Raw genomic sequence first — 13,510 nt, forward strand, 5'->3', positions numbered from 1 at the left:
GCCTTTACAAAAGGCGGGGCCTACGGGGAGCGGCGACTTCGCACGCTCGCCTGAGATCCGCGCGGATATTGTCGGTGTTCAACAAATCGACCGCTTCCGGATAGCCCTCGGTGACCAGCATGGCGACGATTTCCGCGGCGCGGTCATGGGCGCCGCTCTCGGCCAGTAGATATGCCCGCTGATAGATGTGATCGGCTCTGCGTGCTGCCGTCATTCCAGCCTCATCAGTCAGTTGGTGATGACCAACAACGTACGAGGGAGAGCTATGTTCCATGCAACCTATGGGCGATGATTTCCTGCTCGAACGTAAATCGCGTTGCAGCAATCGTTCAGAGGTACTGCGCGACCTTCTTGCCGACCTTCAGGAAGCGCAAGGGGTCGATCGCCTCGCCATTGTGGCGGACCTCGTAATGCAGATGCGGGCCGGTCGAGCGGCCACTGCTGCCGGTCTTGCCGATGACATCGCCGGCATCGAGCTTCTGGCCGACCTTCACGTCGATTTCGCTGAGATGGCCATAGCGCGTCGCAAAGCCCTGGCCGTGGTCGACCTCGACCATGCGGCCATAGCCGCCGTTCCAGCCGGCCTTGACGACAACGCCCGGTGCGGTGACCTTGGCGGGCATGCCGAGCGGCGCCCTGAAATCCATGCCTGAATGGAGCGCCGCGGTGCCGAGGATCGGATCGGTGCGCACGCCGAACGGGCTGGTAACGGAACGGCCGGGGGCGGGGTTGGCGAGCGGCAGGCGGCGCGCTTCCTTTTTGAGGTGGTCGAGCGCGTCGAGCGCTTCGTCGAGCTCCTTGACCTTGCTGTCGAACATCATCGAGCTGTCGACCGGGATTAACGGGCCGCCGACGTCGCGTTCGTCGCCGAAATCGCTGTCGACCGGCAGGCCAGCCGCTTCGAGCGCCTGCGAAATCGCATCGGCGTTCTTGTAGGCGTTGTCGGCAAGCGTGGCGATGCGGGTGAGTTGCTGGCTTTCGATGGCCTTGAGCGATTCGTTGATCGAAACGAAGAGCTTGTCGGCACGGTCGGCGGCCGTGTCGCTGGGCAGCGGATCGGAGCGGGTCGACCATAGGGAGAACGGCCTGCTATCGCCGGCGCCGGGGCTGGCAGCCAAACTGGCAACCGAATAGGCCTGTGGCTCGGCAACGGTGGCGTCGGCGCGTTGGTCCGGCTTTGCGGCTGCCGCGGTGCTTGCCGCGGGCGGCGTTCCAACTTCGCTCTCGGCGCGGTCGAGGATCGGTCCGAGGCGGCCATGGCGCTGGCTGAGCTGGCTCTGGCGTTGCAGCAGCTCGCTCACCTTGGTTTCCATGAGCTGCTGGTCGAGAAGCTGACGGCTGGTGATCCGGTCGACCTGGGCGCGCAGCGCCGAGATGCGATCCTCGTAGGCCTGCTGCATGCGCGCCTGCCGTGCGGTGGTGGCGCCGATCAGGTCGTCGCGCAGCACAAGGTAGGAGGTCGCCAGCAGGTAGCCTATGACGATTGCCGCCATCGCGGAGCCGCAAAATGCGGCTACCCATGGCCGTATGGTGAAGTGCCTTATCTCGTCGCCCCGGGCGATGATGACCGTGTGGGGTTCCTTGCGCCTGCCGAAGACCGCTGACTGACCGGTTACATTCACGGGACCAAGCTTTCGTTACGACACCAACGACGAGCCCTGATTACACATCATTAAGGTTAACGGTCGGTTGCTTCGGCGCTACCGTTTGCAATTCATGGATGCAGTCAAATTTGGAATAGGTTGTCAGGCGCAGGCTCGCGTCGCGGCAGGCTTAAATGCCAGGCCACCGCGTTACATCAAAGCGCGCGCACCGCTTCCAGCACCGCCTCGGCATGGCCCTTGACCCGGACTTGCCGCCAGATTTTGGCGATCCGTCCATCGCGGCCGATCAGGAAGGTGGCGCGCTCGACACCCATATATTTGCGGCCATACATCGTCTTCTCGACCCACAGATGGTAGGCTTCGATCACCTTGCGCTCCTCATCGGCGACCAGATCGACGGTCAGATCGTATTTTGACTTGAACTTGTCGTGCTTCTTGACGCTGTCCGGCGACAGGCCGATCACGACGGCGCCGGCCTTCTCGAACTCCGGCTTCAATTGCGAAAAGCTGATCGCCTCGGTCGTGCAGCCCGTGGTGTCGTCCTGCGGATAGAAGTAGAGTACGACCGGCTTGCCCAGCAACGCCGCGAGGCTGAGCGAGCCGCCGCCGTCGCGGGGAAGGTCGAACGGAGGCGCAAGATCGCCCACTTTGAGATCGGCCATATCGATGCCCTTGTTTGTGGTTACGCGCGCAGCCTCATCGATATAATGTCGAGCGGGGATTCGTCCACGATCGAGTTCGTAGAACGGAAAATTGCGTGGATCAGGAGCAACCGCAGCACGAGAAGATCAGATTCAGGCGTGATGAGATCACCGACCTGGGGGCGCTCCCGTCCGCGTGCCGGGTGCCGCCGCTCGGCCAGGCGTCGATAGGCCGCGGCGTTCGCGTTCTGGCGAGGCTGTTCGCCGGCTTTGTCGCCCTTGTGCTGTTGGCCGCCGCCGCGGTGTATGTGGTCGGCGTATCGGGCATCGGCTCCGAACGGTTGCGGGCGGAAGCCGAAACGGCCATCGAGAAACTGGCCGGGGTCGACGTCAATGTCGAAGCCGGGCCGGCTCGCCTCACGCTCGACGGGTCGAGCTTCATTGCGCTTCAGGTCAACGATGTCAGCCTCAAGACCGCCGACGGCAAACCGATGGCCGATGCCGGGCGAGTCCGCTTCGGCATCAGGCTGATACCGCTGCTTTCGGGCAAGGTGCGGCTCACCAGCGCCAGGATTTCCGATGCGCGTATCGTGATGGCGGCGATGCCGTCGGGCGGCGACTGGTCGGCGGCGCTGCGCAATCAGGATGGCCTCATCGATCCGGAAAAACTGTCCGAAGCGGTCTTCTCCAACATCAACCACGCGCTCGACGCGGTGCGGGAGGATTCGATGCGCCGGATCGACCTCAGCAATGTCGACCTCGTGCTGCCGGAGGCCGGATCGGTCAGACTGGTCAGGATCACTGATGCCTCGGTGTCGCAGGCGGGGCCGGGCGGCATGGAGCTTTCATCCGACGCCGAGGTCGACGGCAGAACGCTCGCCATCGCCGCCTCCGCCACCCGCGACATCACGACCCGCCGTGTGACCGCGCTGGACGCCAGCGTGAAGATGGCGGAGGCCGCCGTGGCGGCAGGCGCATCAGGCGGGAAGCTGGGCGCGGTCGCCCTGAAGCTGGCGGGATCGCAAGGTGGCGGCGAGAATGCATCGCGGTTGACGGCCTCATTGGCGCTCACCGGGTCCGTGCTCGACCTCGGCCCGCGCGGCTTGCTTCCGGCTGATGTCGACCTCGATGCGACGCTTGTCGCCGGTTCGAACAAGATCCAGGTCGACAAGCTGCTGTTGAAGACCGGCCGTTCGACATTCGATTTCGCCGGTTCGATCGGCCCGAAGCCTGCCACCGGAACAGCGGGCGAGGAACCATCCTACCGCTACGATCTGACCAGCGACGGTTCGACGCTGGCGCCCTCGGAATCGCCCGAGCCTGCGCTCAATTTCTTTGCCCGCGTCGCCGGCGTCTACCAGCCCGAGAGCCAAAAGCTCGTCGCCGAGCAGATCGGGATCAGGTCGGGATCCGCGAGTGAGGTGCTGGGCACGGCGGCGGTGATGTTCGTCGACGGCAAGGCCCCGGGTATATCCGTGGGCCTCAACATCCACGACATGCCGGTCTCGCATGTCAAGCAGCTGTGGCCTTGGTTTTCCGCGCGCAACGCCCGCCTCTGGGTGCTGAAGAACCTGTTCGGCGGCCGCGTCGTCGACGCCAATCTCCAGTTCCAGGTCGTGCCGGGGCGGCTCGGCAACGGCGTTCCGCTTTCATCGGATGAAGTGTTCGGCCGGTTCCAGGTAGAAGGATCGCGCTTCGACACGGCCGGTCGCATTCCACCGATCCGCGATGCCGTCGGCACGGTCGCGTTCCACGGCAATGATGTCGACATCACGCTATCCTCGGGCAGCGTCTACATGCCGAGCGGCCGCACGGTGGCGGCAAGCGGCGGCACGATGACGGTAAAAGCGGCAAACCGTCCACCGGTGATCGGCGCGCTCGACATCGACGTCGCTGGCGAAGCTGCCGCGATCGCCGAGCTTGCATCCTACGAACCGATCAACGCCATGCGCCATGTCGGCCTGCTGCCCGATGACCTGTCCGGCACGGTGACCGGTCACGTCAAGGCCGACATCCCGCTCCAATCCGGCGTCGATACCTCCAAACTCGATTGGCTGGTGGCGCTCGACTACAAGGACCTGTCGCTGGCCAAACCGTTCGAAGGCCAGACGGTGACGAACGCCGACGGCTCGATCACGGTCGAACCCGACAAGGCCGTCATCTCCGCCAAGGCGCTGCTGAACGGCCTTCCAGCTGAGCTCGACCTGGTCGAGCCGCTGAAAGATGGTGGGCCGCCACCCAGCCGCAAGGTGGCGATGGTGCTTGACGACAAGATGCGCGCCACCGCCATGCCTGGCCTGTCGACGCTGCTTTCGGGAACCATCAAGGTTGCGATCGACAAGAGTGGCGGCGGCAATCAGAACGTCTCGGCCGATCTGACCAACGCCAGGCTGGACATCCCCTGGGCCGGCTGGAGCAAGGGGCCAGGCATTCCCGCCAATGTCACCTTCGCCATGACCAAGTCCGGCGACACCATGACGCTGTCCGACTTTGACCTCGGCGGAAAGAGCTTCTCGATCGAGGGCAGCGTGGTGCTGGTCAAAGGCGGACTGTCCTCGGCCCGCTTCAGCAAGGTCACCTTGAACCGGGGCGACGACGTCGCCGTGTCGGTCAAGCGATCGGGCAAGGGATTTGCGATCGATATCAGCGGCAATGCGCTGGACGCCCGCTCGCTGATCAAGCAATTCACTTCCGATGTCGACACCGCCACCAAGACCACCGGATCCGATGCGGTTTCCGTCAGTGCCGACGTCAATTTCCTGACTGGCTTCCACGACGAGACACTGTCGAACCTGAAGCTCGACTACAGCGCTGCCGGTTCCAGGGTGAACGGGCTCAAGGTCAGCGCCACGGCGGACTCTGGCGCCGCCATAACCATCAACAACACCACCGCCGACGGCAGGCGCGCGCTCAACATGAAGTCGGGCGATGCCGGCGCGATCCTCCGCTTCCTCAACATCTACGAGCATATGGAGGGCGGGTCGATCACGCTGGCGCTGGCTGGGGCCAGCGACGGGTCGATGCGCGGCCAGGTCGATGCCCGCAACTTCTACGTGGTCAACGAACCGAAACTCGCCTCGATCGTGTCGACCACGCCGGCCGGCGACAACCGCAGCCTGAACGAAGCGGTCAAGGGCAATCTCGACACGTCGCGTGTGCAGTTCGAGCGCGGCGCTTCCGAGATCGAAAAAGGCGCCGGCTACCTGAAGCTGGCCAATGGCGTGCTGCGCGGCCCGCGCATCGGCACCACCTTCCAGGGCACGCTCTACGACCAGGACAACAATATGGACATGACCGGCACCTTCATGCCGGTCTACGGCCTCAACCGCATCTTCGGCGAGTTGCCGCTGTTCGGCACGCTGCTCGGCAATGGCCGGGATCGCGGCCTGATCGGCGTGACCTATAGGCTCAGGGGCAATGCCAATAAGCCGAAACTGGACGTCAATCCGCTATCGGTAATCGCACCCGGAATTTTCAGGTCGATCTTTGAGTATCGGTGAGGTCAAACCCAATCGAGTTCGACCGTAGAGGATGCTCGTTTGCCCGGCCGAATTCACGCCAATGGCCCATAGGCGACCTCCCTGAGGCGCTGACCCAACAGCAGCTTTGCGCCTCACGTCGGCCGTTGAACCAATCTTGCTATCGCCCGATAGCAGACGTAGCCAGCGCGAACCGCGGACATCGTAGTTGCCGCTCAGAAGCACCTTCTTTAGTGACCGAACCAAGCGCGCCCCGAAGCAGCGATCTAGGGCAGAAACGAGGTCCGTTGGAATTTTGCGATTGTTCGGGCTATGATTGGGCGGTTTCTTCCCTTGGAAGAACGCTAAGAAGGCAGGTTGCGACAGTGCTTTCCAATCATTTGAGGCGAGGCTTCCTGTTCGCGTTCATGGCCGCGTTCGGCCTGCTTTGGCTCGCTGAGGCCCACGCCGAGAGACGCGCGGCCGTTGTCGTCGGTAACGGTGACTACGCCTTCGCTCCCCTTACAAACCCCCGCAACGACGCCAAGCTTATTGCCAATACTTTGACCGAACTCGGCTTCAATGTGCTGCTTTTCTACGACGTCAAAAAGGCTGCCACCAAGGACTTGAAGGACGCAATTGCAGCGCATCTCGTGGGTGCTGACATGGCGATATTCTACTATGCCGGCCATGCGCTGCAGTTCGATCGTCAGAACCTGCTGCTGCCGGTCGACACCGCCACGTCCTCCGCAAAGAAAATCGTCGCCGATGCGATGCGGCTCAACGATCTCATCGATATCGTCAAGGACGACCCGGTTGGCGTGAAGCTCTTCATCCTCGATGCCTGCCGAAGTAACCCTGCCGCGAAGGACAAGGGACTGGGCGAGGGACTGGCCTACACAGAATCGGGAAGCGGCCAGGTGCTTATTGCCTTCGCGACAAGTGCTGGAGAAGTCGCCTATGATGGCACAGGCATAAACAGCCCATATTCCTCCGCCCTCGCCAACGCTTTGCAAACGCCGGACCTCGATGTCTACGACACGTTCAGGACGGTGCGAGGCGACGTCCGCCAGGCAACGGGTGGGTTTCAGATACCCTGGATCACCGGTTCGATTGAGACGAAATTTGTGTTCAAGCACGATGGCGCAGCGGTCAGCGGGGCGCCGGCACCGGTTGAGACAAGCGGCGGCCTGACCATCGACGCGGTATTGTGGGCCTTCATCAAGGATAGCCCCAACCCGGACGATTTTAGCCGTTTCGCAAACGTCTTTCCGCAGAGCCGCTTTGCCCCAGAGGCAACGGAGAAGAGCAAGGTACAACTGGCGTCGCTTTCCGAGCGCGGCGCCTTCGTCAGCGGCCCTCTGAGATCAGCTTCAATCGAGGACGAGATCTTGGTCGTCGGTGAGAGCCAGGCGGCTAGCGCCGAGTTTGTTTTCCAACAGGCAGGAGAACGCGCCGTCAGTGAAACGTTTCGCGTATGGCCATCGGTTTTGCCCGACACTCAAAAGGGCATGAAGGCGCTCGTGACGAGTTGTGACCTCTATGCGGCAGATCCCAACGATCCACAGCGTTCTGTCCCTGGCGTCACCAACGGGCTGGTCAACGTTCGCGATGCGCTCAGGGCATGCGGCTTCGACCTTGCAGCCGACATCAACAACCCGCGCCTGCAGTTTCAATTCGGGCGTGTTCTGGAAATTGCCAGGCGCTACGATTGGGCTGAGCACTACTATGAGCTTGCCGGCAAGCAGCAATACAGTGCTGCGCTCATAAACATGGGCTATATGGCACGTGTCGGAATGGGGCGCGAGATCGACTACGGCCGTGCGTTCGACTTTTACGTTCGGGCGGCTGCGCTTGGCAATCTCAGGGCCAGGACCGACATCGGCTCAGCCTATATTGCCGGCCAGGGCGTGCCAAAGCTGCCGGAGGAAGGCGTTCTTTGGTATCGCTTGGCCGCATCAAGCGGCTGGGCGAATGCGATCACCGCGCTCGGCGACGCATACCGCCTCGGCACCGGCGTCAAGCAAGACTTCGTCCAGGCAGCCTCGTTGTATGCAGCTGCAGCCGACACCGGCCAGATCGATGCGATGGCGAATCTGGGACAGTCTTATCTCGCGGGGGAAGGCGTGAAAAAGGACGTGCCACGAGGACTCGACCTGTTGCAGCGCGCAACCGAAATGGGCAACAGGTACGCGCCCTATTTTATGGCACAGCTATATCTGAAGGGCGACCGCAAGCTGGCTGCCGATCCTCGCCGCGCTCTGACCCTCCTTGAGCTTTCCGCAAACAGGGGAAATGAGTACGCCTATGTCCGTCTCGCGTGGGGGCATCGCGACGGTGTATTCACCGGGGGCAAGCCCAACCTGCAACGGGCTTATTTCAACGCCTCGCTCGCCGCGAGGCTGCGGGCCGATCAGGGGGAACAGGCAAAGGCAGAGATCGCTGAGAAAATAAACCGCGCAACTCGAGCAAAAATAGACACAGAAGTTGAACTATTTATCAAACAGAATGGACCGTAACATCTGACCAATACTACACGAAATTCGAAATGCTTGCGTCACTACCGATTGTCAGAAGCCATAACCGAACGTTTATAACGGCTCCCGGCAACGCCGCCGAAAAAGACGGCTAAATCAATATTGAGAACTGCGGCGCTTCGGCGCTGATTGGTCGGGTCGAGGCGCATTCGCCTTGGTGACCTTAGCGCACCGTCCGTCCGAGACGAAAACGCAGATAATGGGCCTCCCTGCAACCGTCCCGCAGCCGTTCAGCATGACTGAAGTGGAGACCAGAGCGGCAGCCGAAGCCATCCGTGACAGCAGCGATCTTGCCATTTGCGTCGCTCCTCAAGACTTGGCCGAAGTAGAACGGCCGCTGCCCAGCATCAGGAAGTTCCAACGGCACGCCAGAACAAGAAATACGCGAACTGCCCTACAGTCAAGGCCACGCGGCCGAATGCGCCGGCCTTGCAAATTGACGAAGCCGCCTACTAGACTGGTTCGAGACAGCGAACGCCAGACACGGCGCGCCTCGTAGCTTGAACGTTTGACACGCATAAATCGTCATTGGTAGGCTAAGCATCCCTAAAGTGAGCGCCAATCAATGAGAAAACTCACAGAACTTTTCCTTCGAAAGGGTAAGCAAAAGCAGGAAGTTGAAAACCCAGGGAATATTTATATATACAAATCGAAAGAAGAAATCTCGACCATTCTTATAACAACTTTTGATGTAAATCCAGATCATCTTGAAGAAATCATCGTCACCACCAAGCGCAGGCTTTCGGGGAAGAACGATAGGCTCATTTATCTGACCAACAATCCGGACTTCGCGATGTTCCGCCGTCACGGCGTAATTTTCGAGTATCTGCCCCCTTTAATAGAACAGCGGCTGCACGCAACCGACATGCCCTGGCAGGCTTATCTGCGGGAGCGCTGGGGACTCCTTCTTGCAAAATGGCGCCCCCGCCGTGTCCTGGCTTACGGCACGACAATCGACACTTTCCTGGAAGCGGCGCCAGCGACAACCGTCCGCAAGGCGCCGGATACTCTCAAGTCATGAAGCTGAACATTCTGTTCATCGCCGATGTCCGCTTCGAAGGCGGCACGTCCACGGCGCTCGCGGTGGAAATCCAAGCGGCCGCCCGCGCGGGTCTCAAGACCGGCTTGCTGGCAGTGAAGGGACCATTGCTGGATCATCCCTACCCGATGCATCCCGGCTTGCGGGCGCTGCTCGATGGCGGCGCTACAGAACGGATCGACCCGGAAACGAAGGTCGAGGCCGATCTTGTCCTACTCCACCACCCGACGATAATGTCCAACCGCGTCACCAGGCGGATCAGCATCCGGGCCCAACACCTGGTCATGGTTCTCCACCATCCTATGGTCGACCGGCTAGGCAAGGTGCAGTATGACCTAGCGCGCATCATCAACAATTGCCGTTGGGCGTTTGGCGTCAATGTTTTGCTCGCCCCCGTCAGCGCCATCGTTCGCGATGCTTTGCCCCGTCGTTTGCCTGCGGGCGCCGAACTCTTGCCAGAAGACTGGACCAATCTGATCGATCTCGGCGACTGGCCTCGCAGGGTAGATGGCCCACCGCATAATCCCGTGGTCATTGGCCGCCATGCCCGTCCGGACAAATTGAAATGGCCAGGCAGCGTCGCCGATGCGCTGCGCATCTACCCAGCAGATCGATCACGCTACACCATTAGGATCCTAGGCGGCGATTCCTTCCTCGAGGAACTTTATGGCCAGCTGCCGACCAACTGGGAAATACTACCCTTTGCATGGACCGGCATCCCCGAGTTTCTCCAAGGGCTCGATTTCTATGTCTATTATCATAGCGATTCCTGGTCGGAGGCTTTTGGCCGCACCATCCTCGAAGCGCTCGCGGTAGGGCTCGTCACGATTCTCCCCACACACTTCCAGCCGTTATTCGGTGACGCAGCAGTCTATGCGGCGCCGAGTGATGTTGAGCGGGTCATCGACAAATTCATCAACGACGTAGAGGCCTACGCTCGGCAATCGGCCTTGGCCAGGGATTTCGTTTCTCGGCACCATTCAGCCGACCTCTTCCAGCAACGCCTTGAGAGGTTGTTCGGCATTGCCAGACCACGAGATTCGGCAGTCGAGCGAGCGTCGATGATCCAGCCTTTGCCGATACGTCACGTGCTGTTTGCATCCACCAACGGCATCGGAATAGGGCATCTTGCACAGCAGATGGCTGTCGCACAGCGGTTGCCGGAGGGGCTGAAGCCCGTCTTTGCGACGATGTCCTACGCCATGAAAATTGCAGCCAATGAGGGTTATCACGCCCACTTCCTAACCCATCACCGCGGCATCGATGCCGCGCCCGAGGACTGGAACGACGTGCTTGCCGAGGAATTATTCGACCTGATCAGTCATCTGCGCCCCGCGGTATTTGCCTATGACGCGACAGCTGTGTTCGACGGTGTCGCCGCAGCGCTGGCCATGGATCCCAACCTGTTTTCGATCTGGGTGCGCAGGCCGATGTGGAGGGAATCGCACCGACGGTTCCTGCAGATGGCGAACGCTTTTGACGCCGTGATAGAGCCAGGAGAGTTGGCTGACGAGTTCGATCACGGCCCGACCAAGGAGATGCGCGACAAGGTCTTTTTGGTCCCGCCGGTCCTGCATCTGGAACCCAACGAGCGCCTGGAGCGCACAGCCGCGCGCCTATTCCTCGACCTGCCGGAAGGCATGACCGTCGTCGCCCTGCAACTCGGCTCAGGCAGCAATTTCGACATGCGCGGCGTCCGCAACGGCGTTCTTAAAGCTCTGCTCGACCGTCCGGATACGCTGGTGCTAGATATCCGCTCGCCGATCCGCGCCGATCTCGCACCCGACGAGCCGGTCGGTCCGAGGCATCGGATCGTCGAGCTGTTCCCGAGTTTCCGCTATAGCCGCGCATTCGACGCCGCGGTCGTCGCGCCGGGCTACAACACTTTCCATGAGAATATCCTTGGTGCAGTCCCGACTTTGTTTGTGCCCAACGAGGCCGACGAGATGGACCTGCAACTCAACCGCGCCCGCTGGGCCGAACTCGGCGGTTTTGGCCTACTGATGCGGCGCGACCATGGCCTCCCACATGTTGACAGCTTCGTTGAGCGGCTGCTCGACCCCGCTGAGCGCGACAGCATGGCAGCGCGCTGCAGTTCTGTTATCTGGACCAACGGCGCCGACCAGATCGCGGACTTCATCGAAGACCACGCCAGGATTCTACGAACCGACTGGGACATCACCAAAGGTGCCTGACGTCGCGGCTGAGCTGAGCAAATTTTCTGTTAGACTAGTCGTTTAGCCGGCCCGAACGATGACCCATCATAAACCTCGACGCATATCCGGCGGGCGAGCGTTTCCCGGGCAAATTCGCATCCAGCACCAATTGTTCGATAAAGCCCTGATTCATTTCAAATTCCACGCACTCGTCAAGCTTGTCGACAATCCATAGCCTGTATCGATCGATCTTTGGCGTTGTGCTATTTTTCTTATCATACCCGCAATCGTCCGGTGGTATATCTTGGGGCTCAGATGGAATAAGCATAATTTTCGGCTTCGGCAAATCATAACAATGACCTTCAAAAGAATAACTTACGATTATTCCGGACGTTATATTTTTTTGCTTCCGCTGCATTTCCGAAAATAACACGGCAGTAGAAATAACAAGTCGGCCAATTTTCATGTCTAATTCTAGTTGTGCGGAGTATCCCGCGGGAATTGGAAAGGGAAAGGGCAAATGATTGGCCAGCTCCAACGGGTCATCGTGATATTGTCTTTCAACTTTGGCAAACTCTGCCTTGACCTTTTGGTTTGCAGCCGTGTCCTGCGCAGCACTGCCAGCCGAAGCCGTGACAGAGACGTCAATGCCAGATCTGGATCCAACTGGATGAGGGTTGTTTGGGAAAAAGACGCCCGAATTGCCAGGGATACCGTAGAGCCTGACCTGCGTCGCGCTGTACGCCTCGTTTGGATAGGTTAGTGTTGGCCTGTGGAAATCGCTCATGTCGTTCTCCTCTTAAGTTTCACGGAGTCATAAGATTTCTCGCCAAACGAAATTGCCTTCGAAGGATTTGGCCAGAGCCGGGCTGACACGATCGGCCGTGTCGAGGATGGTTTCGGCAGCGTTTGCGAATGTCAGGTCGTTGGAGTCGAGCAAAACCCAGGCCCTCGCCAGAGCAAGGCAAACCTCGTCACGCGCCCTGACCAATTCGCTTTTGAACAGGAACGGGCGCGCTCGGTATGCCCTGGCCGTATAGGCTGAGATGCGGTCTATCGCCGATGCATCAATATCCTTGAGGTCCACTCCGAGCAGTCTCGCGTCGGCAAGGTCCTGCTGCACCAGGCCGGCATGATAGACTTCGACCAGCGTGTCGAACACGGCGCCGGTGAAGGGCCGCGACCGGTCGTGGACCTCCGCGCTGACCTCCGACATCTTGCGGGCATTGCTCGCCAGCCGGAGCTGGCGGTCGCCGGTCAGCTCCGCGATGCGATTCAATTCGTTGAGGACAAGAAGGTTGGCTTGGCTATGCCGCAGGAGCCGATCCATGCCGCTGTCGAAATGAAGGAAGGACATCAGCGAGATCAAGTCAGAGCTGGCTTCATGAAATGCCGCGAAATCTCCAGCAGCGAGGCCGTTCCATGGCATGCCATAAAGGGAGAACTGTATCGCGTGACCGACCTCGTGGGCGATCACATCGAAGTTCAATGCGTACGGATGCCCGCGCGCGGAGTCTTCGAATTCACGGCCCAGTTCGAGAAAGCCATAGCCGGACTGCGCGTTTTCCCAATCGACAAGGGGAATGATCTCGAGGCGCTCATAGGTGTCCGCGAAGTGCCACGCGACAGGCTTGCCGACATAGCTTTCCCAAATGTCCAGCACACGGCTGACCGAAGCAAAGGCATGCGCCGCCAGGAATTGCCGCGACCCAACAGGGATCTGGTCGAAGTGCCCCTCATAGTCAGGTTCCGCCGGGGCAACAACGTCGCCGACAAATGGCGGAAGATAAGGAAACTCGTAGGGCTGCTTTTCAAGGATGGGATCGCGCACATACATCCGAGAATCTTCCGGACCGGCACGAATTTGTCCGGGCGGTGTGGAGAGCCAGACCGTTTCAGGTCTTTCGTATCCGGAAACATGGGGCGCTTGAGGGAACAGCAGAAAACGAGTCCCGCCTGACATACTGTCTTGGCTGGCGTTTCGAGCATCCCCAAGCTCGGCCTCCCTCATGTTAACCATGCTAGCATGACGCGAGCTTGCCGTAAATTGCAGCCCCCGCGAACTGCCCGGCAAG

Annotated in this window: 9 protein-coding genes; 4 read left to right on the forward strand and 5 right to left on the reverse strand. The window is 60.3% G+C overall.

Annotated features, from left to right (window positions below):
* Positions 1 to 4: 4 nt before the first annotated feature.
* The 3 genes from C9427_RS01350 to C9427_RS01360 form a co-directional block, all read right to left on the reverse strand.
* The gene (locus C9427_RS01350; protein ID WP_107647432.1) at positions 5 to 214 is read right to left on the reverse strand and encodes a hypothetical protein; all 210 of its coding nucleotides are present in this window, start codon (positions 212 to 214) and stop codon (positions 5 to 7) included.
* 115 nt (positions 215 to 329) lie between these two features.
* Positions 330 to 1,622 (reverse strand): M23 family metallopeptidase, encoded by a 1,293-nt coding sequence (locus C9427_RS01355; protein WP_107647433.1) that lies wholly within the window; start codon positions 1,620 to 1,622, stop codon positions 330 to 332.
* Between the two features lie 176 nt (positions 1,623 to 1,798).
* Positions 1,799 to 2,266 carry a peroxiredoxin gene (locus C9427_RS01360; protein ID WP_107647434.1) on the reverse strand — a complete coding sequence of 156 codons (468 nt, stop codon included), beginning with the start codon at positions 2,264 to 2,266 and terminating at the stop codon, positions 1,799 to 1,801.
* A 95-nt stretch (positions 2,267 to 2,361) separates the two neighbouring features.
* Here C9427_RS01360 and C9427_RS01365 point away from each other — a divergent pair, with 95 nt between their 5' ends.
* The 4 genes from C9427_RS01365 to C9427_RS01380 all read left to right on the forward strand — a co-directional run bounded on the left by C9427_RS01365 (position 2,362) and on the right by C9427_RS01380 (position 11,474).
* Complete coding sequence (locus tag C9427_RS01365; protein ID WP_107647435.1) at positions 2,362 to 5,745, forward strand: YhdP family protein; 3,384 nt, start codon at positions 2,362 to 2,364, stop codon at positions 5,743 to 5,745.
* A gap of 344 nt (positions 5,746 to 6,089) precedes the next feature.
* A complete protein-coding gene (locus tag C9427_RS01370; protein WP_245436943.1) occupies positions 6,090 to 8,222 on the forward strand; it encodes a caspase family protein in 2,133 nt (710 codons plus the stop codon).
* Positions 8,223 to 8,805: 583 nt separating this feature from the next.
* Positions 8,806 to 9,261: a hypothetical protein gene (locus C9427_RS01375; RefSeq protein ID WP_107647437.1), complete on the forward strand. Its 456-nt coding sequence runs from the start codon at positions 8,806 to 8,808 to the stop codon at positions 9,259 to 9,261.
* A complete protein-coding gene (locus C9427_RS01380) occupies positions 9,258 to 11,474 on the forward strand; it encodes a glycosyltransferase family protein (RefSeq protein ID WP_107647438.1) in 2,217 nt (738 codons plus the stop codon). The genes C9427_RS01375 and C9427_RS01380 overlap by 4 nt, the downstream gene beginning before the upstream one ends.
* Positions 11,475 to 11,508: 34 nt before the next feature.
* On the opposite strand, the gene C9427_RS33705 is transcribed toward C9427_RS01380, so the two are convergent.
* Together C9427_RS33705 and C9427_RS01390 are read right to left on the reverse strand one after the other, a co-directional pair.
* Positions 11,509 to 12,222 (reverse strand): hypothetical protein, encoded by a 714-nt coding sequence (locus tag C9427_RS33705; RefSeq protein WP_146172483.1) that lies wholly within the window; start codon positions 12,220 to 12,222, stop codon positions 11,509 to 11,511.
* A gap of 27 nt (positions 12,223 to 12,249) precedes the next feature.
* Entirely contained in the window at positions 12,250 to 13,446 is a 1,197-nt protein-coding gene (locus C9427_RS01390) for a gluzincin family metallopeptidase (RefSeq protein ID WP_245436944.1), read from the reverse strand.
* Between the last annotated feature and the right edge of the window lie 64 nt (positions 13,447 to 13,510).

This window comes from Mesorhizobium helmanticense (assembly GCF_003034915.1).
GTDB classification, from domain to species: Bacteria; Pseudomonadota; Alphaproteobacteria; order Rhizobiales; family Rhizobiaceae; genus Mesorhizobium; species Mesorhizobium helmanticense.

Bases quoted from the DNA above. Each gene is read 5' to 3' on its own strand.
- C9427_RS01380 (WP_107647438.1), top strand. From the start codon at position 9,258: ATGAAGCTGAACATTCTGTTCATCGCCGATGTCCGCTTCGAAGGCGGC.
- C9427_RS01390 (WP_245436944.1), bottom strand. From the start codon at position 13,446: ATGAGGGAGGCCGAGCTTGGGGATGCTCGAAACGCCAGCCAAGACAGT.
- C9427_RS01360 (WP_107647434.1), bottom strand. From the start codon at position 2,266: ATGGCCGATCTCAAAGTGGGCGATCTTGCGCCTCCGTTCGACCTTCCC.
- C9427_RS01350 (WP_107647432.1), bottom strand. From the start codon at position 214: ATGACGGCAGCACGCAGAGCCGATCACATCTATCAGCGGGCATATCTA.
- C9427_RS01375 (WP_107647437.1), top strand. From the start codon at position 8,806: ATGAGAAAACTCACAGAACTTTTCCTTCGAAAGGGTAAGCAAAAGCAG.
- C9427_RS33705 (WP_146172483.1), bottom strand. From the start codon at position 12,222: ATGAGCGATTTCCACAGGCCAACACTAACCTATCCAAACGAGGCGTAC.